Origin of the sequence: Dolomitihabitans soli (genome assembly GCF_022213955.1) — a bacterium.
GTDB lineage: Bacteria > Actinomycetota > Actinomycetes > Streptosporangiales > Streptosporangiaceae > Streptosporangium_A > Streptosporangium_A soli.
The window spans coordinates 145759-172427 of record NZ_JAKNTW010000011.1; the positions used below are offsets into that span (position 1 = coordinate 145759).

Sequence of the window (26669 nt, forward strand, 5' to 3'; positions counted from 1 at the left end):
CCATGACTCACGCTGTGACCCGAACGAGGTCCCGCCCGCGGAGCGCCTGGCGCGACATCCTCATCGGCTGGAGTTTCATCCTCCCGAACTTCGTCGGCTTCGCGCTGTTCACGCTGGTGCCCATGCTGGCGGCGTTCGCGCTGGCGTTCCTCGACTGGGACTCCTACGGCACGCCGGAGTGGGTGGGCCTGGACAACTTCGGCCGGCTGCTCGCCGACGAGAACTTCCACGTCGCACTGCGCAACACGCTCTTCTACGCGGCCGGGCACATCCCGCTGACGCTGGTCGCCGCCCTCACGCTGGCGATCGTGCTCAACCGGAAGATCCGCGGCGTGCAACTCTTCCGCACGGCGGCCTTCTTCCCGTACGTCACCTCCCTGGTGGCCGTCGCGGTCGTGTGGAACATGCTGTTCAACCCGACGGCCGGCCCGATCAACCAGGTGCTCGAAGCGCTGGGCGTGGCCGACCCGCCCCGGTGGGTGGCCAGCACCGACTGGGCGATGCCGGCGGTCATCGTCACGAGCGTCTGGCGTGACATGGGCTACTACATGGTGTTGTACCTGGCGGGCCTGCAGACGATCCCGAAGGAGTACTACGAGGCCGCCACCGTGGACGGGGCCGGCGCCTGGCAGCGGTTCTGGAGCATCACGCTGCCGAGCCTGCGGCCCACGACGTTCTTCGTGCTGGTCATGCTGACGATCCAGAGCTTCAAGGTGCTCGACCTCATCGTGGTGATGACCGACGGCGGACCCGGCCGCAGCACGCTGGTGCTGGCTCAGCTCGTCTACCGGGAAGGCATCATCGAGGGCCAGTTCGGCTACTCCTCGGCGATCGCCCTGGCGCTGTTCGTCATCGTGCTCACAGTGACCGTCGTCCAGTTCCGGTTCAACGAACGCAGGAGGGCCTCATGACCGCGCCGCACGACGCCCCTCCCGCGGCGGCCCGTCCGCCGGCCGACCCGCTGGAGTCCGGCCGGAAGCGGCGGCGGCTGGTGCGCACGGTGCTGGCGTACGTCTCGCTCGTCGTGGTGACGCTGCTGGTGCTCGTGCCGTTCGGGTGGATGGTGTCGTCCTCGCTGAAGCAGGACAACGAGGTCTTCGCCGTACCGATCCAGTGGATCCCGGACGAGCTGCGCTGGTCGAACTTCGTCGACATCTGGGATCGCATCCCGATGCTCACCTACCTGGGCAACTCGGCGTTCCTGTCGGTCACCATCACCTTCCTGCAGGTGCTGACCGGCAGCTTCGCCGCCTACGGCTTCTCCAAGGTGCGCTTCCCCGGCCGCGACGGGTTGTTCCTGGCCTACATCGCCACCATCGCGGTCCCCTGGCAGGCGTACATGGTGCCGCAGTACATCATGATGCAGCGGGCGGAGCTGACGGACACGTACTGGTCGATCATCCTGCTGCAGGCGTTCGGTGCGTTCGGGGTGTTCCTCATGCGCCAGTACTACATGTCGATCCCCGACGACCTGTGCGAGGCCGCGCGCATCGACGGGCTCAGCGAGTACGGCATCTACCGGCGCATCATGTTGCCGCTGTCGAAACCGGCGCTGGCGAGCCTGGCCCTGCTCACGTTCGTCAGCACCTGGAACGACTACATGGGGCCGTTCATCTACCTGACGAGCAACGAGCTGTGGACCGTCCAGCTCGGCCTGCGCTCGTTCGTCGGCCAGTACGACGCCGAATACGCGATGATCATGACGGGGGCGGTGCTGTCGGTGCTGCCGATCCTGGTCATCTTCCTGTTCGGGCAGCGCTACTTCATTCAGGGCATCGCCACGAACGGGCTCAAAGGATGAGGATTCTCCGACCTGCCCGGCAGGAGACGTACGAGAAGCTCTTCGGCGCCGTCTACGTCGGCCTCATGACCAACGTCCTGCTCGCGCTCGCCTGCGCGCCCCTGCTGGCCGCGCTCGCGATCGTCCGGGACCCGTCGGCGTCGTGGCCGTTCTTCGTCATGCTGTCGCTGGTGTGCGCGCCGGCCCTGGCCGGCGCGTTCGGCTGCTTCGCCGCGCTGGACGAGGGGTCGACGGATGTGGGACGCGCGTTCTGGCGCACCTACCGGCGGACCGCCCCGCGCGCGCTGGCCGTCTGGGCGGCGGGGGCGGCGGCGGTGAGCGTGCTGGCCGTGGACACGGCCGCGCCCACGGGGTGGGGGCCGGTCCTGGCGCCCTTCTACTCCACGGCGGGGGCGCTGGTGATCGCCGTGGTGATCACTCTCGTGGTGCTCCTCGCCGAGCCGGCCGTGACCGTGCGGTTGCGCGAACTCGTGCGACCCTGCCTCTACCTGGTCGCACGGCGCTGGTACCTCGCCGCGGCCAACCTCGTGGTGCTGGGCCTCGCCGTGACCGTCATCCTGGTCAAGCCGGTGATCGGCCTGCTGGTGGTGTGCTCGCCCCTGCTGTACGCCGTCTGGGCCACCACCCGCTTCATCCTGGCCCCGATCCTGCCCGGACGGCCGGCGCCGATCAGTCCTGCTTCGCCCGACAGGCCGCGTTCTCCTCGGTGACGCACACCCCTGAACCGTCCATGATCTTCCTGCCTCACAGACGGGTCCGCTCCGGCCGGAGCGGACCCGGCCGCTGGAACCGGCCCGGTCTCGCTCACCTGTTTCGACGGATGCCCCGGACCGGGCACGACCTGGCTTCGTCGCCGGGTCGTGCCCGTCCGTGGCCGGTGGGTTATCTGTAGGTGATGTCAGATGAGGAGTAGATGCAGTTCACGCCGTCGGCGCCGGAGCCGATCTTGGTGGGCTCGCTGCCCTTGGGCACGCCCTTGTACTTGTCGCAGATGCTGGTGCTGGTGCCGTACACGTTGATCCGGCTGAACCGCGCGGTGTCGCCCCAGTTGGTGTTGATCCCGACGAGCGCACTGGTGGAGCGGGCGGTGATGCCGTTCAGCACCACGTGGCGCTGGTAGGAGGAGGAGCAGTTGCCGCACGCCCGGTAGAGCTTGCCCGCGCTTTGCACCTGGAAGTTCCTGATGGTCACCGTGCCGGCGCCGTTGTGCTGGAAGACCTTGTCCGACGCCGACCTGGCGCCGCCGCCGTCGACCAGGTAGGTGGCGGAGGAGCTGGAGCTCATGAACGTGGCGGCGTCCTCGCCCACGTCGTTCCACCACACGTTGCGGATGGTGCACGAGCCCTCGCAGTGGATGCCGTCACCGGCGGGGGCGTCGAGGATGACGTTCTGGATCGTCCCGCCGTTGGCGACGACGAACATGGGGTCCTGGCTTTCGCCCTGGCCGCCGTCGCCGATGCCGTAGTAGCGCTTCATGCCGCCGTCGAAGAAGGTGCCCGCGTCCCGGGTGGTGGGGGTGTGGACGCTGCCCGTGTCCGAGGGCCACGAGCCGCTGCCGTCGCCGCCGCCGCTGGTCGGGGTGACCGTCGGGGTCGGGTTGGGGCCGGGCGTGGAACCGTCGGTGGGAAGCACCGTCCACTGCTTGGTGGCCGCGCTGTCGCAGGAGTTCTGCTGCAGCAGGGCATTCGCCGACGTGGAGTTGTCCTTCACGTTGAGGCACTTACCGCCGTTGCCGTTGACCACCCGATACGCCGAACCGGAAGCCGTCAGCTGCCAGATCTGCGAGGCCGCCCCGGTGCAGCTCTCCTGCTGCACCGCCTTACCCGCGCTGGTCGAGGCGTCACGAACGCCCAGACACTTGCCACTGTGCTGGGCCTTGATCTGGTAGCCACTGCCCGAGGCGGTGAGCGTGAACACCTGCCCGGCGGCACCCGCGCAGGCGGTCTGCACGAGCTGCACGCCATCACCGGTGCTCTGCCCGGGAACCGCGGCGCACAACCCGCTCCCCCCGTTGGCCAGCGTGTAGTTACCGTTGGAAGGGGCCGCCGAAGCAGGTGTCACGGACACCGCCACCAACCCTCCGGCCGCCATCAGACCCGCGGCCAAGCCGACCGCCAGCCGTCCACCGAAACGTTCCTTTTCACGCACGACGAACTCCATTCGAAGACTCGAAGACTCGATTGAGTGCTGCGCCATACCTCTCCCGGCGCATGCCGACGACGGGCCGTGTGGCCAGGATGGGCATGCGGGAGATCTCTCGGCCCGGTGCGGTCAGGGCACCGGGACGTCTATGGGTTGATCTTGCCGGCCCCCGCGCCGGCGATGACGATGGACTTGACGCTGGAGGCGGTGTCCATCGAGTAGGAGTAGGGGATGCCGGCGACGTTGCCGCCCTGGTCACCGGCGCCGGAGCCGACGAGGTGGTTGCCGCGGGCCACCAGGTTGCCGGGATCGGAGGAGCCCTCGCCGCGGTGGAAGGGATCGGGGACGTTCTCGAAGGAGTTGCCCTCGACCAGAACTCCGGCGTTCTCGGTGGAGGCCACGCCGTAGCCGGAGTTGGCGCGGAAGTAGTTGTTGTAGACGTGCACCGGGTTGCCGAAGCGCACCCGCGGGTTGCGCTGCACGCCTTCCAGGCGGTTGTGGTGGTAGGTCACTCGCAGGTGGCCGGTGTCCTTGGAGCCGTTGTTGTCGCTGTGGCCCAGCAGCATCGCCTTGTCGTGGTTGAAGATGTGATTCCACGAAACGGTCACGTAGTCGCTGGCGTGCTTGATGTCGATGGCGCCGTCGTAGCCGTTGGACAAGGTGTTGTGATCGATCCACACCCTGGTGGATTCCTCGATGCTGATCGCGTCGTCGTCCCAGTCGCGGAACGTCAGGTTCTGGATGATCACGTTGGACGCCCGCCGTACGTGCAGGCCGCAGCCGATGATCGTCGCGCCGGGGTTGCCGATGATCGTCTTGTTGGATCCCACCCGCAGCATCTCCGAACAGGAGATGCTGCCCGAGACCCGGATCACTGCCGGATTCGTCCCGGCCGCCGCTGTGACCAACGCCGAGGCGCTGGTCACCGTAGTCGCGGAGGCGCTGCCTCCACCCGTCGTGCCACCTCCTTGCGTCGCCCAGCCGGTCGGCCCGGCCAGCAGCCGGGCCGCGCTCTGGGCAGGGGCCGCGTATGCCGTCGGCGTCATCGCCGTGGCCAGGATCGCGGTCGCCACCGCGCCGCCGAACACTGTCTTCCAGCGCACATGAGCTCGGGTTGTTCCGCTCAAGGTCGGCTCCTTTCGAGAGCCTCAGAGAGTGTGAAAGCGCTTTCCAGGTAAGCGCTTTCCTCAAGCGGGTCGAGTCAATCACAGCCCCGATTCGCGCGTGAAGCCTTGGCGGCCGACTGCTGGCGAACGGGAGGGGCGGTTGCCTCCGCCCTCCGCCGGAGCTCTTCCATCCGCCCAGGTCACACCGGGCGACCGCACGACAGGAGAACCAGGACCAGGCGGCTCAGGTGATGAAACTTTCAGCTGCGCCGGGACCTGGCGGCCTCCACAGGCCGGCCAGGCCCGGTTTCGGTGCGGTGGCGAGCCCTTCGAATCAGCAGGCGCGCCGGCCGCTCACGCCTACGCGCTCACCTCGATGGCGGCGCCGGGGCAGACGGCGGCGGCCTCACGGACCAGGACGTGCTGATCGTCGGCCGGCTCGGATTCGAGCAGGATGACGATGCCGTCCTCGTCGCGCTGGTCGAACACCTCAGGCGCGATCAGCACGCACTGGCCGGCGCCGCAGCACTTGTCTTCGTCGATGACGACTTTCATCTCGGATTCCTCCTTGTCGATCGGCGGGTCACCAGCGGACCGGGACCGTGCTCAGGCCGCCGACGGCCAGCCCTTCCACGCGCTCCAGCTCCGCCACCGGCACGGCCAGCTCCAGGGTCGGCAGCTTGCGCAGCAGCACCTCGAGCACGACCTGCAGCTCGGTGCGGGCCAGCGCCTGGCCGAGGCAGGAGTGGGCGCCGGCGCCGAACGCCAGGTGCGGATTCGGGCTGCGGGTCAGGTCCATCTCGGCGGCGGCCTCGAAGGCGCTCTCGTCGCGGTTGGCGGCGGCCATGCTGCACACCACGGTGGTGCCGCGGGGCAGGACGGTGCCGCTGACCTCGGTCTCCTCGCGCAGGTAGCGGGGCAGGCCGAAGCCGGAGTTGGCGTCCATCCGCAGCGACTCCTCCACCGTCGTGCGGATCAGCGACGGGTCCGCCAGCAGCCGCTCCCAGTGGGCGCGGTCGGCCAGCAGCATGGAGACCATCTTCCCGATCATGTTGGCGGTGGTCTCGTGCCCGGCGACCAGCAGCCCCATGCCGGTGACCAGGATCTGGATGTTGGACAGCCCGCCGTCCTCGGGCTCGCCGACCGCGATCAGCTCGCTCAGCAGGTCCTCGCCGGGTTCGGCGCGCTTGGCGGTGATGTGGTCGGACATGTACTGGAAGAACTCGGTCTGGGAGGCCTCGGTCTCGGCCTGGGTGTAGCGGGTGAGGTTGAGCAGGGTGTCGGACCAGTAGGAGAACCGGTCCCGGTCGGCGGCCGGGACGCCGAGCATGTCGCAGATGACGTACACCGGCAGCGGAAAGCCGAGGGCGGCCTTGAGGTCACCGGGTGCGCCGCGCTCGACCATGTCGTCGATGAGCTTCTCGGCCATCTGGGTCATCGCGGGACGCAGCGCGGCCATGCGCTTGGCGGTGAACCACTTGCCGACCAGACGCCGCCAGTGCTGGTGCTCGTCGCCTCCGTCGGGGATGATCTGCGCGAACTCGCTGCTGAACACCCCGCCGCCGTCCGCCGACAGCCGGGCCGCGTCGGGCGCGGTGAGCTGGCGGGTGAAGCGCGGGTCCGCCAGCACCTCCTTGACGTCCGCGTAGCGGGTCAGCAGTGTCGCCTGGTCGCCGCTGGGCAGCTTGACGTGGGCCACCGGGCACTGGCTGCGCAGTTCGGCCCATTCCGCGGGCGGGTCCAGCGCCGCGTCGTTCGGGATCGGGTAGCTCAGTACCTGCTCGTTGACACTCATGCAGCATCTCCCCATGAATGGATGGATTGGTCGCCTGGCACCAGGCGTCTGTACGGCTCGCGTGTGATGCGTCGCCCCTTACGCGGACGCGAGCGGCTGGGCGGACTGACTTGAGACGAGAGACCGTTGCCTCAGGACGCGGGCCTGCTTGGGCATGTTCCAGCCGAGGACGCCGGTCACCCGGCCGCCCTCGCGGTAGAGGACGGCGAAGCGGTGCTCGGCCGGGTCGCCCTCGGCGACGGTCACCTCGGCCGCGGCCGACGGGTGGCCGTGGGCCTGGATCTTGACGTCGTACTGGTCGGTCCAGAAATAGGGGATCGGCGTGTACGGGCGGTCGGCGCCGAGGATGTTGGCCGCCACGACCTGGGCCTGCTCGGTGGCGTTGGTGCGGTTCTCCAGGCGCAGCCGCCTGCCGAGCCCTTCGTGTTCGAAGGAGGCCACGTCTCCGACGGCGTAGACGCCCTCGGCGGCGCGGCAGCGCGAGTCGCACTCCACTCCGTCGCCCAGGGTGAGCCCGCTGCCCTCCAGCCAGCCGGTCGCCGGACGGGAGCCGATGGCCACCACGACGGCGTCGGCGGGCAGGAGCTCGCCGGTGGCCAGCCGTACCGCCGTGACCCGTCCCTCGGTGCCCGCGAGTCCGTCGACCGCGACGCCGAGCCGCAGGTGGACCCCGCGCTCGGCGTGCACCCGGCCGAGCATCGCGCCGATCACTCCGCCGAGCTGGTCGCCGAGCAGGGTGTGCCCCATCCCGGCGAGCGTGACGTCCAGCCCCATGGTGCGGGCGGTGGCGGCGATCTCCGCGCCCAGCACCCCCTCCCCCACGACCACGAGCCGTTTGGCGGCGGTCAGGTGGGCGCGGAGGGTGAGCGCGTCATCCAGGCCGCGCAGCACGTGCACGCCCGCCAGCCCGTCCTGGCCGGGCAGCCGGCAGGAGGTCAGGCCGGTGGCGATGACCAGGGCGTCGGCGCTCAGTACCCGGCCGGAGGCGGTGGTGACCGCGCGTCCCGCCGCGTCCAGGGAGACGGCGGGCTCGCCGCGCACGAACTCGGCGTCGAGAGCCTCCAGCTGCGCCTGGGTGCGGAGCCGGGTGCGGTCCGGTTCCCAGGTGCCGGCCAGGACCTGCTTCGACAGCGGCGGCCGGTCGTAGGGGGAACGGGTTTCGGCGTCCAGCAGGGTGAGCGAGCCCTGGTGCCCGTGCCGCCGCAGCGCCTCCGCCGTGCTCAACCCGGCGGCCGACGCACCGACGATCAGGACGCTTCCTGGCGGGGTCACGCGGCGTCGCTCTGGTGGAGTGCGACGGCCGGGCTTACACAGATCCACATATGTCGTCCCTTCCAGCTTCCGCTCTGACACGCTACCTTACATCTGCAAGATAACTGACATGTGTAAGCAGACGGTAAACTGGTGGACGTGGTCACGACGAAAGACAGCAACACCGGCGATCGGCGTGTCCGCCGTACCCGCGCGACCCTGGCACGCGCGCTGCTCGAACTCGTCAAGAAGCAGGACCTGTCCCGGATCAGCGTGTCCGACGTGGCCGAACATGCCGGAGTGAGCCGCACGGCGTTCTACGACCATTTCCGGGACGTCCACGCGCTGGCCGAAGCCGCCTGCACCGCGATGATCGACAACCTGATCGAGTCCCTGCCCTCCCCCGGCCCCGGCTCGGCGAACCCGGCGCAGGAGGGGACCCGGTCTCTGACGGACTTCTTCGCCAGCCTGGCCCAGCACGCCGGGCTCTACCGCAGCCTGCTCGGACCGCAGGGCAGCGCACGCGTCGCCGACCACATCCGCAGCCGCCTCACCGTCGCCGTCTACGACCGCGTACGCCAGGCCACCGTGGGCGGCGACCTCCCCGAGCGCACCGGCTCGCCGCTGGACATCCCGCACGACGTCCCCGCCGCCTTCACCGCCGGCGCACTCATCGGCGTGGCCGCCGACTGGCTCCAGCGCGAATGCCCGCAGACCCCGGACCAGATGGCCGCCCTCACCTGGCCGCTCCTGAGCTCCCTCTACCGCGTCGACTCCGACACGCTCGCCTGAGGCCAAGCTCTCACTTGGGGGCATGGCGGCGGCCGTGATCCACCGCGGACAGCCCGGCCGTACACCGGTCGTCGATTATGGACATCCGACTCAGCCTTGTCGGTCTGCCCGAAACGCTGTAACCTGCAACAGTTATCGATAACATCACGGAGAGCAGTCAAACGGTGTCAGAAGCAAGGGCGACGATCTACACGGTCGCGCGAGCGGTCGGGGTGAGCGCCCAAACCGTCTCCCGGGTGCTCAACGGGACCGGCCAGGTCAGCGAGAAGACACGGGCCGCCGTCTTCGCCGCGATCGAGGCGCAGGACTACCGGCCGAACGCGGTCGGACGGAGCCTGCGCGCCTCCCGCACCCCGATGATCGGTGTGCTCGTGGCCGACATCGGCAACCCCTTCTACGCACGGCTGCATCGTGCGATCGAACGCCGGGTGGCCGGCAGCGGCTACTCGCTGATGCTGATGAACTGTGATGACGACGCACAGATCGAGCGCCATCAGCTTGATCTTCTTCGCTCGTACCGGCCGACCGGGCTCGTCATCGTTCCGTCGATCGGCAGTTCGCTGAGCGACGACGACCTGCGGGCGTTCGGTCACGTCGTGAGCGTCAGCCGAGTACTCGACGACGTGCACGTCCCCGCTGTCGTCACCAACGGTCGGGAGGCCGTCGGTGACGCGACCGCGGAGCTTCTCGCACACGGCCACACCGAGATCGCCATGATCCTCGGCCCGCGGAAGGCGTCCACCACCCGTGACCGTGAAGAGGGCTTCAACGCGGCTCTCAGCCGCAGTCCCGGGTGCCGCGGGCTCGTACGGCACACCGACGGGACCCGATCAGGCGGAGAGGCCGCGGCGAGCGAGCTGCTTCGCACGCATCCCGGCGTCACCGGGATGATCGGCTTCAACGCGCTCGTCACGGAGGGAATCGTCAGCGCCGTCCGCACGGCCGGGCGACGGTGTCCGGACGACGTCTCGATCATCGGGTTCACCGACGCCGGGTGGATGACCCTGTACCCCCCGGCCATCTCCGTGATCGACCAGCCGGTGGAGGAGATGGGCGCCCTCGCCGGCGACCTGCTGCTCGACATGGCCTCGGGGAAGTCCGTCGACCCCGGCCCACGCGTCGTGCCGAGCACGTTGATCCGGCGCGGCTCCGTCGCCCCGCCGGCGACCACGAAGGAGCGCAAGGCATGAAGATCGTGACGGTCGGCACCCATGTCGTCACCGAGAGACTTCGGACGCCGTTCGGCATGTCCCAGTGGTCCTGGGAGACGCGCAGCAGTTGTCTCGTCGAGATCGTGACGGACGAGGGCGTCACCGGGTGGGGCGAGTGTTTCGGTCCGGCCGAGGGCAGCCGTGCGCTGATCGATTCCGTGTTCTCTCCGCTCCTGGTCGGAGCGGATCCGTTCGAGCACGTCTCCCTGTGGGAGTCGATGTACAACCGCAGCCGTGAGTGGGGGCGCGCGGGCGTTCCGATCGCCGCGATCTCGGGCATCGAGATCGCCCTGTGGGACATCGTCGGCAAGGCGCTGGGCCAGCCGATCCACCGCCTGCTGGGCGGCCGGGCGCCCGGCTCCTTCGACGCGTACGCCTCGGCGTTCTACTACGGAGGCGAGTGGCAGGACGACCTCGAGGCGGAGGCACGGCATCTCATCGCGCAGGGATACCGCCACGTCAAGATGAAGGTCGGTGCTGAGCTGCGGTCCGACATCGACCGCGTGCACCGGGTGCGCGCGGCCCTGGGACCGGACATCCTCCTGGCCGCCGACGCCAACCGCGGCTACACCACGGCAGAAGCCCTCGTGTTCGCCCGCGAGACCGAATCGGACTCGCTGTGGTTCTTCGAAGAGCCGGTCATCCCCGAAGACCTGGCCGGTTACCGCGAGCTGAGAGCAGCCACCGCGGTCCCCATCGCGGGCGGGGAATCGTCGTTCACCCGCTGGGGATTTGCGGAGATGATCGAGTCCCGCGCCGTCGACCTGCTGCAGCCCGATGCCACGGCCTGCGGCGGGCTCCGCGAGACGTTGCTGATCGCCGGCATGGCGAGCGCCCACGGCATCCCCACACTCCCGCACGTATGGGGGTCCGCGATCACGGTGGCCGCGGGGCTGCACCTCGCCACCGCGCTCCCCGTGGTGACCCCCTCCCTCGGCCGCACGCTCCCGGTCATCGAACTCGACCAGGCGCCCAACTCCTTCCGGCGGACCCTTTCGGATCTGGACATAGGGCCGGTGATGACCGTGCCCCAAGGGCCGGGCCTCGGGATCGAGATCGACCGATCCGTGATCGAGGCGTACCGAGCCTGACCACCCGCCATCGACCCCCGCACATCCGGCGTTAAGGAACACCCCGTGCCATCGGATCCTCACCCCAGCACGCACACCCTCCCCGCACAGGCCCCGCATCTCCCGCACAAGTGGCTGCGCATCAGCGGGCTGCTGCTCGTCGGCCTGTTCGTCGCCTACCTCGACCGCTCGAACCTGTCGGTCGCGATCAAGAACATCTCCACCGACCTCGGGTTCTCCGGCGACGAGTTCGCCGCCACGTCGAGCCTCGCCCTGACCGCGTTTCTCGTCGGATACCTGATCTCGAACTTCCTCGGCGGCTTCCTCACCGCCAGGATCGACGCCAAGTGGATCCTGCTCGCCACCGTCGCGGGCTACTCCCTGTGCACGCTGCTCATCGGATTCGTGGAATCCGTCGAAGCCCTCGTCGCGCTGCGCGTCGGCGTCGGCATCTTCGAAGGCATCTACTGGCCCCAGCAGTTCAGAATGGCCAAGGCGTGGTTCGACGAGCGTGAGATGACCCGGGCCAGCGCGATGATCCAGTACTACGGGCAGTATCTCGCCCTGGCGCTCGGGTTCTTCCTCCTCACCCCCTTCGAGGCGTCCTTCGGATGGCGTCCGATGTTCTGGGCGCTGGGCGCGATCGGCCTCGTCGTCATCCTCCCCCTCTACGCGCGATTCCTGCCGACCGCACCGGCCGCCACCACCGCGCCGCGCATCCCGGGAAGCAGCGGCCCGGCGCGGCGGAAGCTCACCTTCGCCGCGTTCGGCGGCTGGCGATTCGTACTGATCGTGTTCAGCTACTTCACGAACGGCATGCTCTTCTGGGGCATCACGCTGTTCATCCCGCTCATCGTGCCGACGTTCGGTTTCGCGCCGAGCGTCAACGGCCTGCTCGCCGCGGCGCCGTACCTCGTCTCCCTGGTGCTCACCATCCCGATGATGATTCTCGGCGACCGCACCGGCCGGCGCGGCCCCATCGCGATCTCCGGTCTCGTCGTCGGCGGCGTCCTGCTGGCCTGCGTCGCGCTCACCGGCTCCCCGGTGCTGCAGTTCACCCTGATCTGCCTCGGCCTGGGCTACTTCACCGCCGCCTACACGCCCAACATCTGGGCGATCGCGGTGACCGATCTACCCGCTCACGCGGTGGGTCCCGCCACCGGGATCATCAACGGCTTCGGGGCCGGCGGAGGCGGCATCGTCGCGGGCGCTCTCGTCAGCGCCCTGCTCGCCGCCACCGGCACGTACGCGCTCGGCCTGTCCGTTCTCGGCCTGGTCGCGATCCTCGGCGGCCTCGCCCTGCTCCTGTACACCAGGATGCGACCGGCCACTCCTGTTCCGGCACCCGCTCCCTGACACCATTGATCAGGACCGTCCGCCCTCGCTTCCGAGAAACGAGGGCGGACAGCCCTAGCCGTCCCGCACCCACGGCCGCAGCTTCTCCGGATTGCGGACCGCCCAGATCCGGGTGACGCGGCCGTCGGCGACATCGAACGAGGCTACGGTCGTGACGGCGCCGTCATGCTGGGCCACCAGGCCAGGCACACCGTTGACCGACCGCTCCAGGAGTTCGAGCCCCGGGGCCTTGTCGGCGATGGCGACCAGGTACTGGGCGATGAGCGCACCGCCTTCGATCGGGCGGAGGACGGTACCGACCATGCCGCCGCCGTCGGCGGTCATCACGGCGGCCGGGTCGAGGAGGTCGACGAGGGCCGCGATGTCCTTGGTCTCCCATGCCTGTTTGACCTGCCGCACCGCGGCGGCCTGCCCGGCCGCCGTCACCGGGGCCCGCGCGACGGGCACCCGCCGCCGGGCGGAGGCCGCGAGCTGCTTGCAGGCCGCAGGGGTCCGGCCGAGGATGTCGGCGATCTCGGCGAAGGGGTACCGGAAGACGTCGTGCAGGACGAACGCCACCCGCTCGGCGGGTGTCATCGACTCCATGACGACGAGGACGGCCATGGTCACCGATTCGTCCAGGACCATCTGGTCGGCGGGGTCGGTGCCATGGCCGTGGTCCCACCCGGCGTGGCCGGGCAGCGGATCGGGCAACCACGCGCCGACATAGCGTTCACGCCGGGCCCGCGCCGAGCCGAGCACGTCCAGGCAGATGCGGCCGGTCACCGTCGTCAGCCAGGCGCCGGGGGAAACGATCTCCTCCTGCCGGCTTCGTGGCAGCGCGTACCAGCGCGCGTAGGCCTCCTGTACGGCGTCCTCGGACTCGGCCAGTGAACCGAGCAACCGGTAGGCGACATTGATCAGTTGGCGCCGCTCACCGGCTATCTCATAGGTGCTCGCCCCAGCCGTCCCCATGCTCCCGGCCGCCTCCTCGCCTTACCTTTCGCAGGCCCGCGTCGTCGGGCTGGTGAGACCTTATCGACCTACTGCCTTCGGGCGGAAAAGGGGACCGTGGCATGGCGACCCAGGCGACGGCACAGCACCGCTTCTCGTTTCTGCAGATCGCGATCACCCTGCAGACCCTGACCATCTTCCTTCAAGCGGTCTCCGCCGGACTGCTGCTGACCTCGTCCTACGGAGAGACGCTGCACAGTGTCGGAGCCCGCGTGATGTACGGGGCGTCGATGCTGTATGTGCTCGCGGCGGTGCTGGCGTGGAAGCCGGGCGGCGGCTCGCCCCGGCCCGTCTGGCACGCGTCCGGCTTCCTCGTCCTCGCCTCGGTCCAGGTCGTGCTCGGCATCGCGCACATACCGTCGGTCCATCTCCCCCTGGGCGTCCTGATGTTCGGACTGAGCGTGCTGGCGCTGGCGCGGCGCTGAAGTCCGATACGGGGGCTCCGCCGGACAGGCCCTGGTTGCACGTCCCACCATGGTCACTCCTGGTGGGTGTCGTACCGGCGGCGCGCGCCGTCGATGTCGTCGTGGTGCTCCACCACCCAGTCGATCAACCCCCAGACCTGGTCCCGCAGGGTACGGCCGAGCGGGGTCAGCTCGTAGTCCACGCGTGGCGGCACCACCGGATAGACGCGGCGGGAGACCAGCCCGTCGCGTTCCAGCGCCCGCAGCGTGACGGTGAGCATGCGCTGGCTGATGCCGGGGACGGCGCGCTTGATCTCGGTGAAGCGCTGCACGCCGCAGCCCAGCTCGTTGATCACCGCCATCGACCACTTGTCGCCGATGCGGCTGAGGATGTCCCGCACCTGGCAGGTCATCGGGTCGCGTTCCCGCAGTACGGCGGGCGACGCAGGGCGGCCGGTCACCGGCCGGGACGTTCCGTTCGCGTGCATGGTTCTCTCCAGGTCACCGAGGCAGAAAAAAGTGCCTTCTTCCTATCGGGATTGAGCGTTACGCAGAATGTGCTCAGTTACCAACAGGAACCAATAGAAGCAAAGGATCACCATGTCCGTACAGACCCTCGTGCCCGACGAGACCTTCACCATCGCCGCCGAGCCCGCGCGGCTCGACCGCGTGACGGCCGCGCTGCGCGAGAACGGCTACCTCGTGCACGTCGTGGACACCGCCGCCGAGGCCCGCCGGCTCGTCACCGGCCTGCTCCCCAGGGATGCGGCCGTCTTCACCGCCACCAGCGAGACCCTGCGGCAGTCGGGCATCACCGCCGACATCGACGAGTCCGGCGAGTTCGTCTCGGTGCGCGCGCAGGCCGGCGATCTCGGCGACGACGTGCAGGCCCGCATCCGCCTGGGCGCCACGCCCGAGGTGATCGTGGGCAGCGTGCACGCGGTCACCGAGGACGGCGAGCTGGTCGTCACCTCGGCCAGCGGCAGTCAGCTCGCGCCGTACGCCTCGGGGGCCCGCAAGGCCATCTGGGTGGTCGGCGCGCAGAAGGTGGTGCCGGACCTGGAGACCGCGCTGCGCCGGATCCGTGCGTACAGCCTGCCGCGCGAGCACCTGCGCCTGCAGGAGATCGGCCAGGCGTCGTTCATCGGCAAGATCCTCATCATGGAGCGGGAGGCGCTCCCGGAGCGCGGCACGGTCGTGCTGATCCGCGAGCCGATCGGCTTCTAACGGATCCGCTCCTCGGCCGCCTCGGCGACGAGGGGTCGCCCGCCCACGGCGTCGGCCTTCAGGTGGTCGGGCTCTGCCTGGTGGAGTGGCGGGAACCGCGTCCGGTGGCCGTGGGTTTCCGCTGGGGGAGGACATCGGCCGTCGGGGGTGCTCGCTGTCGGCGTGGCGGCAGGTCCGCTCGGTGAGTTCGGCGAGCGCACGGGACCAGGCCGGCAAGACCGGCGGGGGTGCGCATCTCCTTGGTGGCGTTCACGCCGTCCAAGAGAGGTGCGCACCCCGGATGGCGGTGTCGGTTTCAGCGCTCCCGTCGACTCGTTGTGCCAGGCCTGTCAGTCGTTTCGGGGACGAAGTGGGACGCCTCACTCCGCGCAATGTCCGCGATGGAGGCGAGCTTGTCGGGGTTGCTGACCACGTAGACGTCATGAACCTGCTCGCCGGCGGCGTCGAGGTCGAGCACCATCACGGCGAAGGGCGCGTCCTGCGCGAAGACCACCACCGAGGGATCTCCGTTGACCTGCTGGTACTCGACGTCCAAGCCCTCGGTACGGCGGACGTTGGCGACGAGCGTCCGGGCGACCTTCTCACGTCCACGGATCGGGCGGGGCCCGCCCGCCGCCGACTTGCCGCCGCCGTCGGACCACAGGGTGACCTCAGGCGCGAGCATCTCCATCAGCGCGGCCAGGTCGCCCCCGAAAGCCGCCTCGACGAACCGTACGGTCACCCGTTGGTGGGTGCGCCGGTCGATCCGGGCACGCGGACGCCGTGCCTGAACGTGCTCACGTGCCCGGTGGGCGATCTGCCGGACAGCCGCCGGACTACGGTCGAGCATGTCGGCGATCTCGGTGTGCTGGTAGGCGAACACCTCGTGCAGGATGAACACCGCTCGCTCCAGCGGGGTGAGCGTCTCCAGGACCACCAGCAACGCGATCGACACCGACTCCGCGCGCACGGCCGGCTCCGACGCGTCAGACCCGGTGATCAGCGGCTCGGGAAGCCACGGGCCCGGATAGTTCTCCTTGCGCCTGCGCAACGTGCTCTGGTGGGCGAGAGCCTGGTTGACCGCGATGCGCACCAGATAGGCGCGGTGGTTGTCGATCTGGGCCAGCTCCCTCGCCGACCACGCCAACCACGTTTCCTGGAGCACGTCCTCGGTGTCGCAGACGGTGCCGAGCATGTTGTAGACGATGGAGAACAGCAACTCGCGATGGTCGGCGAACGCATCGGAGGCGGCGGAGTCGGGCATCATGAGCTCCTTGTCAGAACGGATACCGTCTCAGACGCTCATGGTCGAGCGAGTGTGACAGCGATGGTCACCGACCCGGTGACGACGTAGGCGGTCGACACCGGGGCTCATCCGTTCCGGAAGGCGGCGAGGTGGTCGGCCACCCAGTCGGCGTAGGTCCGGGCGGGCCGGCCGAGGATCTTGTCCACCTCCCCCGTCACGGGGTGCTGCTCTCCGCCGACGTAACGGGCGTACCGGGCCATCAGGGCGTGCGCCCATGGTTCCGGAAGGCCGTTGTCGACCAGGTGCTGTGCGGCGGCCTCCGGCGTACGCTCCTCGAAGCGCAGCGGCCTGCCGAGCGCGGCGGCGATCACGGCCACCATCTCCTCGTGCGACAGCGACTGCGGTCCGGTGAGCTCCAGCCTGCGGCCCACGAGTTCGTCGGTGAGCAGTGCGCGGGCCGCGACCTCGGCCAGATCCCGCTCGTCGAGCACCGACTCGCGGAACCGGGCGTGCACGTAGCGGACGACGTCTCCGGCGCGGATCTGGGCGCCCCACGCCTGCGCGGTGTTGCCGGCGAAACTGGCGGCCCGCAGGCTGGTCCAGGCCAGGCCGCTGGCGACGGCCGCCTCCTCGGCCTCCTTGTTCCGGTCTCCCCGCCAGCGGGAGGGCTGCAGGTCGAACGGGTCGTCGATGTTCATCGCCGACAGGGCCACCACTCTGCTCGCGCCACGTTCGACGGCCAGGGCGAGCAGCCGGTCGGCGGAGTCGCCGAAGGTCCGCGCGTGCAGGAAGACGGACTCGACGCCGTCGAAGTGGGCGGCCATCGTGTCGGGCCGGGCCGGATCGCCCTGGACGATCTCCACACCGTCCGGCAGGACGGCCTTCTCCGGTGAGCGGCTCACGGCGCGCACGGGGGCGCCCCCGGCGGCGAGCTGTTCGACGACGAGACGTCCGATGCCGCCGGTGGCTCCGGTGATGAGGATCATTGGGTTCGCTTTCGTCAGGTGGTGAGGGTCATGACGTTCTTCCCTTGGTCGTGTCTAAGAGGGCCGGCGGGGATCGAAGTGTGACGTCCTGGCGGGGAATGTGAACGACGTCTCACTCCGCCATCCGGAGGACCCGCGAGCCGCAGGTCAGCTGGAGCCGGCCGCGGAAGGCGGGCGGGTAAACGGGCGCGCGGGCATTCAGCGCCTCGGCCGGATGGTCGCGCCGCGCGATCACGTCGGCTTGCGAACACCTAGCGGAAAGAGGGACTCACACCGGCCGAGCCGTACCCGCTCACGCACGTGCGCGGGGCCCTCTTGGGCGATCACGGAGTCCTCGTGCGGGCCCTACGGCGTCGCCGTACGTCTTATGAGGAACTCGCAGCGGCGGGCGCGATGCGCTGTCCGCCGGCACATATCCGGAACGGCATGGCGGCCGTCGTGCTGTGCGACCACGGCTTCGTCATCGAGCCGATCATCGCTTGCCAATGGACGGGGAGGCGCCACACGGCCTGCCGCGCCCGGTCCACGGTGCATGGCGGTCGAAGGCGCCGAGATCGCGAACGGCCTCCCGGCTCGGTGTGGGCCGGGAGGCCGCGTTCATGAACGGTCGCCTGTCAGAGCGGGCGCCTGCAGGTCAGGCCGCCGCCCGCGTGGTTGATGAGGTCCTGGTAGACCACGCTCTCCTTGATCGGAGTGCGGCTCTTGACGGTCTGAACGACCTTGCCGTCCCGCTTCAGCTCGAAGACGGGGGTGGTGCCGGGCTTCAGCGGCGCCTTGAAGGACACCATGCCCGCCGCGGTGACCTCCTTGGTCTGGACGTCGTCGCCCTGCTTGATGGTCAGCGTGCCCGGCTCCTTGACGAAGGCCAGCAGTTCCACGTCGTTGGTGGCCTTGTCGCCGTAGGGGATGGCGATGGGGCCGATGGTCTGCTTGGTCGCGTCGAACGGCGCGTCGGTGCGGTGACTACGGTGGAAGTAGTACAACGCGTCCCGCTCCACCTTCGGCCACTTGCCGGTCTTGAACCAGGTCGTGTAGTACGCGACCACGTCCATCGGCGCGTAACCGCGTTCGACCGAAGGCGCCAGCCACGACTCCGCGTAGTCGTTCCAGGTGAGCAACGAGACGATGTCCGCGCCGCCCTCCTTGGCCTTGACGAACGACTGCCGCAGCGTGCCGCTGTTCGACGGCTCCCAATACCTCTTGTCGCGCGGGCGAACGTCCTCAAGGGAGGCGGGGGCCATGTAGAACCGGCCCCGCGCCGCGGCCTCGATGCCGGACCTGCGGTAGCCGTCGGTGGAGCTCATCCAGCGGACGCCCCAGGACGAGTAACCGGCGACGGAGTCGTTCCACTCGGTCTTACCCGAGCCGGACCAGTCCAGGAAGATCGGCACGAGCACCGTCTTCATCCCCTGGTCGGCGAGCTTCTCGCGCAGTTCGTCCCACCAGGCAGGCGACTGCCGCTCGGGGTAGAACGGCGCGAGCGGGATGGTGCCGTCGGGCAGGTGGTAGAGGGACGGATGCCCCTTGGCCATGAGGATGTCGGAGATGACCTTGTCGTGGGCCGCGCCCTTCGTCGTCGGGAAGTCAGGGCTGAGCATGATCCGGAAACCCGGGTCCACGGCCTTGGCCGCCGCCAGCAACTTGGGGAACTGGTTGAAGCGCTGGTCACTGGCGGAGGTGTGGTGCTCGTAGATGAAGCCGTCCAGGCCCGCGGCGATGGCCTGGCGGATCTCCACCTCGAAGTCCGCCTGGCGCCAGTCGCCGCTCCGGACCGGGCGGGTCAGCGGCCGGTCACGCGAGTGACCGCCCTGAGCGGCGTACATGCCGTTGGAACCGGCCGGATTGAGCCAGGACGCGTACTGGTCCTTCGCCGGGTCCTTGTTGTCGATCGACAGCGGGTACGGCGGGAAGTAGAAGGCGAAGACCTTCTTGTCGTACGAGCGCATGGTGGCCGCCGAGGGCATGTCGAACGGCAGGCATTCGGTACTGCTGGTCGGCGCCGGCGAAGGGGACGCGGAGGTCGTCGGCGAGGTCGTCGGTGACGCGGTGGCCGTGGGACTCGGGCTCGCCGTGGCCGTGCCGGGCGTATACGTGATCTTGAGGCTGGGGCCCTTCCCCGTGGTGCGCGAGGAGTGCAGCACCGCGACGGGCCCCTTCGAGGCGGTCAGGCCGAAGGAGTACGTGCCGTTGCCGGTGTAGGCCTTCGAGACGTTCATGGCGGCCACCGAGCCGGCCGTGAACCCGGTGCGTGACGCGAGCACGGTGGTCCCGAAGGTCGGGCCGTTCTTCCACGAGGTGGAGGTCTGCGACCAGGAACCGGTGACCTTGTGCGCGCTGACCGTGGTGTCGCTGGTCCTGGCGACACTGAGCTGGAGGGTCATGGTGACGTTCGCCGCGTTCTGCGGGATGCCGGCCACCTTGAAGCTCATCAGCGCCCGGCGTTCGGCGTTCGTGGCGTTGTTACAGGTCTTGACGCAGACCGACATCCACTCCGCAGTACGGTAAACGGTTTCCGGAGCGGCCTGGCTGATGAAGACGTCGTTGCTCGACGGCACGACGGAGCTGACCGGCGCTGCGGAGGCCGATGCGGAGGTCGTGGCGGCGATGCTGACGGTGCTGACACACGCCATGGCGGCGAGGACGGCTAATACCGCCCGTCGGTGGGATGACAAGGGGCCTCCAGTGAGGGGGTACCGCGTTAATTCGCGATCACCATAGCGACAACCAGGGCGGCATATGGTGCAAATCGCGCTATTTACTGACGTCCGGAAATAGCGTGACTAGTGGCCAAAATCCGATTGGAACGGGCCATGATCCGACGAGGGCGCGCCACCGTCGACACGCCTGGGCCGGACACGGCGTGGAGACCATGAGGGCGGCGGGCAGAATATGCCTCACGGCGAGGAGGGCTCCGGCGGAGCGACGACTCATCGCCGATTGGGCTCACGGCCTCGCTCCGCCGGGCCGGTTCCCGGCTCCGATGACGAACACGGGCGTCTACGAGATCGCCGGCTGACGTGAGCACATCGACGTCGCCCACGCCACGCGGTCGGGCTCCGGCCGATGTGCCCCTCGCCGCTCCAGTCGGCCAGGCCGCGGCTCCCCGTCAGCTCAGGACGCCGGCCTGTGCCAGGAGCTTCGCGTAACCGGATGCGTCCAGCCTGGTCGAGACGTACCAGGCGGTTCCCGATCCCACCTGATGGCGGGTGACCGCCGGCCGGCCGTCGGCGTACGTCGCGGTCGCTGTGGCGCCCGTCAACTGGACGGCCTCGCTCCAGAAGTCGCCGGTCGTCCCGTCGGACAGCGTCAGGGGGCCGGTCAGCGGGTGGAACTCCTCGACGCGGATCCCGAGGAGGTCGCGCAGGGCGCCGGGGTAGCCGCCCAGCCGGACGCGGGTGTCGGGATCGGTGACGCCGCTGAAGTAGGACACGATCAGGGTGCCGCCGCCTTCGACGTACGCGGCGAGGTTGGCGGCGGCCTCGTCGGAGATCAGGTAGAGGGACGGCACCAGCACCGCCCGATAGGACGAAATATCGTGTGAAGGGTGGACGAAGTCGGCGGCGAGGTCGTGCTGCCACAGCACCCGGTGCGCTCGCTCCACCGATACCTGGAAGTCCAGCCCGGTGGCCGGCAGAGCCGGGTTCTGCAGCGCCCAGCGTGCCTCGTCGTCCCAGAGGATGGCCACCTCGGCCGCCTCGGCGGGCCGCGCCGGCGGAAGTTCGCTGAGCGTCCGGCCCAGTTCCTCGACCTCACGGAAGACCCGGCTGTCGGCGCCCGCGTGCGGAACCATGCCCTGGTGCCACTGCTCCGGCCCGCCACGTGAGGCCCGCCACTGGAAGTGCAGCACCCCGGCGGACCCGCGGGACACGTATTCGAGGCTGCGCCGGACGTGTTCTCCCGCCTCCAGCGCGAGGGTGCGCTCGGGGGTGTACATGGCCGCGACGCCCTGCTCCATCAGCATCCACGGCTTCCCGCGCGCCCAGGAGCGGGCGAGGTCCGCGGCGAAGGCGATCTGGGCGACGCCGCCGTCGCCGGGTTCGTCGGTGTAGTGGTCGATCGCCACGAGGTCGACCTCGGCCGACCACTTCCAGTGGTCCAGGGGCGTCCATCCGGCCATGATGTAGTTGGTGGTCACCGGCTGGTCCCCGTGCGCGCGCAGGATGTCGCGCTGCTCGCGATAGTGGGCGAGCAACACGTCGGAGCAGAACCGGCGGTAGTCCAGCGACTGGGCGGGGTTCGACCGATACTGGGTGGCCCGCGGCGGCAGGATCTGCTCCCACGACGTGTAGTGCTGGCTCCAGAACGCCGTGGTCCACCTGTCGTTGAGCGCGTCGAGGGACGTGTGCCGGTCACGCAGCCAGACGCGGAAGGCCGTCGCACAGTGATCGCAGTAGCAGACCGTGCCGTACTCGTTGTGCACGTGCCACATGGCCGTCGCCGGGTGCGCGCCGTACCGGGTCGCGAGCGCCGTCGCGATGCGGCGCGAGGCCGCACGGTACGCGGGGGCGTTGACGCAGTACGTGTCCCGGCTGCCGTGGGCGAGCCGGACCCCGTCGGCACGCACGGGCATCGCGTCCGGGTGGGCCAGGGTGAACCAGGGCGGCGGGGACGCGGTGGGGGTCGCCAGATTGACCTGGATGTCGTTGTCGTGCAGCAGATCGAGCACACGATCGAGCCATCCGAAGTCGTAGACCCCCTCCGACGGCTCAAGCTTCGCCCAGGAGAAGACCCCCACGGTGGCGAGGTTGACGCGCGCCCGGCGCATCAGCTCGACGTCCTCCAGCCAGACGTCTTCGGGCCACTGTTCGGGGTTGTAGTCTCCGCCGAAGAACATGCATTCCTCCAAGAGGGGTCGCGCGGTCTAGTCGCTGCCGGTGACGAAGCTCTGGATGGCGACCACGGCGCCGCCACGGGCCCATTCGCGGAAGTCGTCCGCCTCGATGATCACGTCGGCCGAGTTCGGCACGCCGCGCCGGTTCACGGTGAGGGCCCGGTCGAGGTCGTCCTTCGCGACGCGGGCCAGTTCGACGCCTTCGCCGGCCACGACCACCGTCTTGACCATGGAGAACGTCGCGATGTGCGCGATGAGCCTGCCGAGGGCGCCCGCGGCCTCGCCGACGACGCTGAGGCACACCTTGTCCCCTTCCGCGGCGAGGCGCATCACCTCCTCGTACGTCACCGGCCGCCGTAGCCCTTGTCCGGCGGCGGTCACGATCGACTCGCTGGACAGGTACGCGGCGGCGCAGCCGCGGTGGCCTTCCGGGCACATCGGTCCGCCGGCGTTCAGCACCAGGTGGGCGAACATGCCGAGGTCCGCCTCGGTCGCGGTCACCAGGTGGTCGTGCACGACGAGGGCGTAGCCGATCCCCGCCCCGATCGAGACGAGCGCGAAGTCGCGCAACCCGCGGGCCGCCCCGAACCAGTGATGCTGGTGGGCGAGCGCCGCCACGTCGTTCTTGACCACGCACGGGACGCCCAGCGCCTGCTCCAGTAATGGCTTGAACGGCACCTGCCGCCAGCCGAGGAAAGCCGAGTCGACCAGCCGCTCACCGCCGAGCTGGACCGCGGCGCGGGCGTCGCCGGCGAGCGTGACACCGGCGCCGACGGGTGGTTTCGCACCGCCGGACAGCTCGTCGAGCAGCCGTCTGGCCTGGCGGCACACGGCCTCGGGAGCGTGATCGGAGATCGGCTCGTCGTGTGCCGCGACGATCTGGGCGCGCAGGTCGGTGACGACGGCGTGGATGTGGTCCGCGGTCAGCTTGACACCGAAGAAGCGGTGCTCGCCCGCGGCCACGTCGAGGGGGCGGGTCGGGCGGCCGTTGACCGGGTCGTGCACCACGTCGCCTTCGACGAGGAGCCCGGCGTCGATCATGGGCTTGGTCAGTCGCGTCAGGCTGCCGGTGGACAGGCGCAAGGTCCCGGCCAACGCGGTCCTGGACGCGGGGCCGTGGATGACGAGCTCCTTGACGATGGAGCGGGCCGCGTCGGGCAGGTCGTCCCACATGCCGAACCAGCTCCCGGACTCAACTTCCATCAGTGCCGGCTTCCCCCCTGTTGGCTTCGCCGCGAAACTAGCATGTCCATCGCGTAGCCGCACCTGCACTTTCCAATCTGCGAAAAGTGCAAGAAGGTAGTGACATTACTCTCACCTTGTCTCTAGGTTGGCTTTGTTGCGAAGCCACATTGCTTCGCATGGAGGAGGCACGGATGCGTATCACGAGGCTTGGCGGCTCCATCGCGGTGCTCGGCATGACCGCCGTCCTGGCGGCCTGCTCGTCGGGCACGCCCGGGAGCACCGACACGCCGACGGCGAACACCGGGCCGGTCGCGCTGGAGTTCTGGTGCTGGGGCACGTCCCAGAAGGCCAAGGTCGAGGCGTTCAACAAGGCCCACCCGAACGTCCAGGTCAACCACACCGACGTGGGAGGGGACAGGGACACGGCCGCCAAGCTGCTCACGGCCAACCGGGCGGGCAACGCCCCCGACGCCGCCTGCCTGGAGTACGAAACCCTGCCTTCCATGATCGTGGCCGGGGCGTTGGCCGACATCTCGGCCCACACCGGCGACGTCAAGGACGCCTTCAGCCCGGAAGTGTGGGACCTGACCAGCTTCGACGGCGCCGTCTACGGAGTGCCGCAGGACGTCGGCCCGATGGTCCTCGTCTACAACAAGAAGCGTTTCCAGGAGCTGAAGATCGAGCCGCCCGCCACCTGGCAGGACTTCGCGAAGGTCGCGGCGGACGTGCGCAAGAAGGACCCGGAGGCCTACCTCACCACCTTCGCGCCGGCGGAGTTCGGCAACTTCGCCGGGCTGGCCCAGCAGGCCGGCGCCTCCTGGTGGCAGGTCCAGGACCAGACGTGGACGGTGGGCATCGCCGACCAGACCTCCCATGAGGTGGCCGACTACTGGCAGGGGCTCATCGACAAGGACCTCGTCAAGGCCCAGCCGCTGCTCACCCCGGAGTGGAACAACCAGCTGAACAAGGGCAAGATCCTCGCCTGGCCGAGCGCCCTGTGGGCGCCGGGCGTGTTGTACGGAGTCGCGGAGAAGCAGGCGGGTGACTGGGCCATCGCGCCTCTCCCCCAGTGGAAGGAGGGCGACGACCGGGTGGCCTTCCAGGGCGGCTCCGCGTTGACCGTGACCAAGACCTCCAAGAACGCCGCCGCCGCGGCCACGTTCGCCAAGTGGATGAACACCGACAAGGCGGCGTACGACCTCCAGATCGAGATGGGCGAGTACCCGGCGTCGCTGGCCGGCCAGCAGGCCGCGGGCGACAGTCCGCCGCCCAAGCTGACGGCGAACCAGAAGGACTACTGGGACGTCGCCACGAAGGCGGCCCAGCGTACGATCCCGCACATCAGTTGGGGCCCGAACGTCAGCACCGCCAAGAGCGCGTACGAGGACGCCGTCTCCGCCGCGCTCCGTGACCGCACCCCGCTGAGGGACGCGCTGACGAAGACGCACAACCTCGTGGTGGAGGACATGAAGACCACCGGCTTCAAAGTCACGGGTCCATGACCGCCATGCCCAGGGCCGACCGCAGATCCCGGGCGCCGTACCTGTTCGTCGCCCCCGCCGTACTCCTCTTCCTGGCCTTTCTGGCGATCCCCATCTGCTACGCGATCTACCTCAGCGTGCGCGGCCTGCGGCTGACCGGCGGGGGCGTCTTCGGCACGCGCGAGGAGGTCTTCGTCGGGCTCGACAACTACGTCAGGACGCTCACCGACCCCGAGTTCTTCGCCGGCTTCGGCAGGCTCGCCCTCTACGGTCTGATCAGCGTGCCGCTCACGCTCGGGCTGGCGCTGCTGTTCGCGCTGCTCCTCGACCACGCCGGTACACGGGCCAAGAGGTTCTCGCGCACGGCGATCTTCATCCCGTACGCCGTCCCGGGCGTGACGGCCTCGCTGCTGTGGGGCTTCATGTATCTGCCCTCGACCAGCCCGTTCAGCTACCTGACCCAGGAGCTGGGACTGGGGGAGATCCCGTTTCTCGGGCCTGGCGGCATCTATCCGTCGCTGGCCAACATCGCGGTGTGGGGCAGCGTCGGCTTCAACATGATCATTATCTTCACGTCGCTGCGTGGCATCCCGGCGGAGCTGTACCACGCGGCGCGCATCGACGGAGCCTCCGAATGGCAGATCGCCTGGCGGATCAAGATCCCGCTGGTGGCGCCCGCGCTCGTGCTCACCGGCCTGTTCGCGCTGATCGGAACGCTCCAGGTGTACGGCGAGCCGACCACCTTGAAACCGATGACCACGGAGATCTCCCAGAGTTGGGTGCCCCTGATGAACATCTACCGAAACGCGTTCACCCGGGATGACCTGCCGCTGGCCTCGGCCGCCTCCGTCCTGCTGGCGGCGGGCACCCTGCTGATCTCGGTCGTGCTCCTGAAGGTCACCCAGAAGCGCGCCTTCGGAGGCATGCAGTGAGTGCCGCCGGCCACCTGCTCCCGCACCGGCGCGGCCGAATCCTGCCCACCCTCGTCCTGCTCATCGGCTCGCTCTACTGCCTGGTGCCCGTCGCCTGGGTGCTCGTGGCCTCGACCAAGTCGAGCGGCGAACTGTTCTCGACGTTCACCTTCGCCCCGGGCACGGGCCTGCTGGACAACCTGCGCGACCTGTTCAGCTACGGGGACGGTCTCTACCTGCGGTGGACGGCCAACAGCGCCCTGTACGCGGTCGCCGGCTCCGCGTTCTCGACCCTGATCTCGACGCTGGCCGGGTACGCCATGGCCAAGTACGAGTTCCGCGGCCGGAACATCCTGTTCTACGCCATCCTGGCCGGCGTCCTCGTGCCCGGCATGACGCTGGCCATCCCGCAGTACCTGATCATGTCCGAGATCGACCTGGTGGGCGGTTACTGGTCGGTCCTGCTGCCGGGCCTCATCTCGCCGTTCGGCATCTACCTGGCACGGGTGTACGCGATGTCGTCCGTCCCCGACGCGACGATAGAGGCGGCCAGGATCGACGGGGCGAGCGAGTACCGCATCTTCGGCTCGATCGGCCTTCCCATGATGATCCCCGGCATGGTGACGATCTTCCTGCTGCAGTTCGTCGGGACCTGGAACAACTTCCTGCTGCCGTACATCATGCTGTCGGACGAGAACAAGTTCCCGATCACCGTGGGCCTGTACACCCTGCTCAACAAGGGCTCGAGCCAGCCCGCCCTGTACGGCATCGCCATCGTGGGCGCCGCCGTCTCGGTGCTCCCGCTCATCGCCCTGCTGCTGTTCCTGCAGCGCTTCTGGCGACTCGACCTGCTCAGCGGAGGGTTGAAGGGGTGACCCCGCGTACGACCTCCGCTCCTTCTC

The 26669-nt window shown here is 69.1% G+C and carries 24 protein-coding genes; 12 read left to right on the plus strand and 12 right to left on the minus strand.

What is annotated here, in order from left to right; translation table 11 throughout:
- Nucleotides 1-14: 14 nt before the first annotated feature.
- Genes MBA17_RS24265 through MBA17_RS24275 form a run of 3 tightly spaced genes read left to right on the plus strand, consistent with a single transcriptional unit; the run spans nt 15 to nt 2511 of the window.
- Nucleotides 15-911: a carbohydrate ABC transporter permease gene (locus MBA17_RS24265; RefSeq protein ID WP_238498859.1), complete on the plus strand. Its 897-nt coding sequence runs from the start codon at nt 15-17 to the stop codon at nt 909-911.
- The gene (locus tag MBA17_RS24270; protein WP_238498860.1) at nt 908-1801 is read left to right on the plus strand and encodes a carbohydrate ABC transporter permease; all 894 of its coding nucleotides are present in this window, start codon (nt 908-910) and stop codon (nt 1799-1801) included. Before MBA17_RS24265 ends, MBA17_RS24270 begins: the two co-directional genes overlap by 4 nt.
- Nucleotides 1798-2511 carry a hypothetical protein gene (locus MBA17_RS24275; protein ID WP_238498861.1) on the plus strand — a complete coding sequence of 238 codons (714 nt, stop codon included), beginning with the start codon at nt 1798-1800 and terminating at the stop codon, nt 2509-2511. Before MBA17_RS24270 ends, MBA17_RS24275 begins: the two co-directional genes overlap by 4 nt.
- Before the next feature lie 172 nt (nt 2512-2683).
- On the opposite strand, the gene MBA17_RS24280 is transcribed toward MBA17_RS24275, so the two are convergent.
- The 5 genes from MBA17_RS24280 to MBA17_RS24305 all read right to left on the minus strand — a co-directional run bounded on the left by MBA17_RS24280 (nt 2684) and on the right by MBA17_RS24305 (nt 8116).
- The gene (locus tag MBA17_RS24280) at nt 2684-3949 is read right to left on the minus strand and encodes a pectate lyase (protein ID WP_238498862.1); all 1266 of its coding nucleotides are present in this window, start codon (nt 3947-3949) and stop codon (nt 2684-2686) included.
- 140 nt (nt 3950-4089) lie between these two features.
- Nucleotides 4090-4989, minus strand: a complete 900-nt coding sequence (locus tag MBA17_RS24285) for a pectate lyase family protein (protein WP_475395189.1) — start codon at nt 4987-4989, stop codon at nt 4090-4092.
- 420 nt (nt 4990-5409) lie between these two features.
- Nucleotides 5410-5604 carry a ferredoxin gene (locus MBA17_RS24295; RefSeq protein ID WP_238498865.1) on the minus strand — a complete coding sequence of 65 codons (195 nt, stop codon included), beginning with the start codon at nt 5602-5604 and terminating at the stop codon, nt 5410-5412.
- A gap of 28 nt (nt 5605-5632) precedes the next feature.
- Nucleotides 5633-6844, minus strand: coding sequence for a cytochrome P450 (locus MBA17_RS24300; RefSeq protein WP_238498866.1), 1212 nt, complete (start codon nt 6842-6844; stop codon nt 5633-5635).
- A 78-nt stretch (nt 6845-6922) separates the two neighbouring features.
- Entirely contained in the window at nt 6923-8116 is a 1194-nt protein-coding gene (locus MBA17_RS24305; protein WP_238498867.1) for an NAD(P)/FAD-dependent oxidoreductase, read from the minus strand.
- 138 nt (nt 8117-8254) lie between these two features.
- Between MBA17_RS24305 and MBA17_RS24310 the strand changes: the two genes are divergently transcribed.
- The 4 genes from MBA17_RS24310 to MBA17_RS24325 all read left to right on the plus strand — a co-directional run bounded on the left by MBA17_RS24310 (nt 8255) and on the right by MBA17_RS24325 (nt 12524).
- Nucleotides 8255-8887 (plus strand): TetR/AcrR family transcriptional regulator, encoded by a 633-nt coding sequence (locus MBA17_RS24310; protein WP_238498868.1) that lies wholly within the window; start codon nt 8255-8257, stop codon nt 8885-8887.
- Nucleotides 8888-9051: 164 nt separating this feature from the next.
- A complete protein-coding gene (locus MBA17_RS24315; protein WP_238498869.1) occupies nt 9052-10077 on the plus strand; it encodes a LacI family DNA-binding transcriptional regulator in 1026 nt (341 codons plus the stop codon).
- Nucleotides 10074-11189, plus strand: coding sequence for a mandelate racemase/muconate lactonizing enzyme family protein (locus tag MBA17_RS24320; RefSeq protein WP_238498870.1), 1116 nt, complete (start codon nt 10074-10076; stop codon nt 11187-11189). The genes MBA17_RS24315 and MBA17_RS24320 overlap by 4 nt, the downstream gene beginning before the upstream one ends.
- 45 nt (nt 11190-11234) lie before the next feature.
- Complete coding sequence (locus MBA17_RS24325; RefSeq protein WP_238498871.1) at nt 11235-12524, plus strand: MFS transporter; 1290 nt, start codon at nt 11235-11237, stop codon at nt 12522-12524.
- 54 nt (nt 12525-12578) lie between these two features.
- Here the strand turns inward: MBA17_RS24325 and sigJ (MBA17_RS24330) are convergent, their stop codons facing one another.
- Nucleotides 12579-13478 (minus strand): RNA polymerase sigma factor SigJ, encoded by a 900-nt coding sequence (gene sigJ / locus MBA17_RS24330; protein ID WP_238498872.1) that lies wholly within the window; start codon nt 13476-13478, stop codon nt 12579-12581.
- 101 nt (nt 13479-13579) lie between these two features.
- On the opposite strand from sigJ (MBA17_RS24330), the gene MBA17_RS24335 reads away from it, so the two are divergent.
- Entirely contained in the window at nt 13580-13942 is a 363-nt protein-coding gene (locus MBA17_RS24335; protein ID WP_238498873.1) for a hypothetical protein, read from the plus strand.
- A gap of 53 nt (nt 13943-13995) precedes the next feature.
- On the opposite strand, the gene MBA17_RS24340 is transcribed toward MBA17_RS24335, so the two are convergent.
- Nucleotides 13996-14409, minus strand: coding sequence for a winged helix-turn-helix transcriptional regulator (locus MBA17_RS24340; protein ID WP_238498874.1), 414 nt, complete (start codon nt 14407-14409; stop codon nt 13996-13998).
- Nucleotides 14410-14521: 112 nt separating this feature from the next.
- Between MBA17_RS24340 and MBA17_RS24345 the strand changes: the two genes are divergently transcribed.
- Nucleotides 14522-15148 carry a lactate utilization protein gene (locus MBA17_RS24345; RefSeq protein ID WP_238498875.1) on the plus strand — a complete coding sequence of 209 codons (627 nt, stop codon included), beginning with the start codon at nt 14522-14524 and terminating at the stop codon, nt 15146-15148.
- A gap of 295 nt (nt 15149-15443) precedes the next feature.
- Here MBA17_RS24345 and sigJ (MBA17_RS24350) read toward each other — a convergent pair whose 3' ends face one another.
- The 5 genes from sigJ (MBA17_RS24350) to MBA17_RS24370 all read right to left on the minus strand — a co-directional run bounded on the left by sigJ (MBA17_RS24350) (nt 15444) and on the right by MBA17_RS24370 (nt 23393).
- Complete coding sequence (gene sigJ / locus MBA17_RS24350; protein ID WP_238498876.1) at nt 15444-16391, minus strand: RNA polymerase sigma factor SigJ; 948 nt, start codon at nt 16389-16391, stop codon at nt 15444-15446.
- 107 nt (nt 16392-16498) lie between these two features.
- Nucleotides 16499-17359: an NAD(P)H-binding protein gene (locus tag MBA17_RS24355; protein ID WP_238498877.1), complete on the minus strand. Its 861-nt coding sequence runs from the start codon at nt 17357-17359 to the stop codon at nt 16499-16501.
- 614 nt (nt 17360-17973) lie between these two features.
- Entirely contained in the window at nt 17974-19989 is a 2016-nt protein-coding gene (locus MBA17_RS24360) for an endo-1,3-alpha-glucanase family glycosylhydrolase (protein WP_238498878.1), read from the minus strand.
- A gap of 476 nt (nt 19990-20465) precedes the next feature.
- On the minus strand, nt 20466-22193 hold the full coding sequence (locus tag MBA17_RS24365; RefSeq protein WP_238498879.1) for a beta-galactosidase: 1728 nt from the start codon (nt 22191-22193) through the stop codon (nt 20466-20468).
- 27 nt (nt 22194-22220) lie between these two features.
- Nucleotides 22221-23393 (minus strand): ROK family protein, encoded by a 1173-nt coding sequence (locus MBA17_RS24370; RefSeq protein ID WP_238498880.1) that lies wholly within the window; start codon nt 23391-23393, stop codon nt 22221-22223.
- A 173-nt stretch (nt 23394-23566) separates the two neighbouring features.
- Between MBA17_RS24370 and MBA17_RS24375 the strand changes: the two genes are divergently transcribed.
- Genes MBA17_RS24375 through MBA17_RS24385 form a run of 3 tightly spaced genes read left to right on the plus strand, consistent with a single transcriptional unit; the run spans nt 23567 to nt 26642 of the window.
- Complete coding sequence (locus MBA17_RS24375) at nt 23567-24877, plus strand: ABC transporter substrate-binding protein (protein WP_238498881.1); 1311 nt, start codon at nt 23567-23569, stop codon at nt 24875-24877.
- Nucleotides 24874-25788, plus strand: coding sequence for a carbohydrate ABC transporter permease (locus tag MBA17_RS24380; protein ID WP_238498882.1), 915 nt, complete (start codon nt 24874-24876; stop codon nt 25786-25788). Before MBA17_RS24375 ends, MBA17_RS24380 begins: the two co-directional genes overlap by 4 nt.
- A complete protein-coding gene (locus tag MBA17_RS24385; RefSeq protein ID WP_238498883.1) occupies nt 25785-26642 on the plus strand; it encodes a carbohydrate ABC transporter permease in 858 nt (285 codons plus the stop codon). Before MBA17_RS24380 ends, MBA17_RS24385 begins: the two co-directional genes overlap by 4 nt.
- Nucleotides 26643-26669 lie beyond the last annotated feature (27 nt).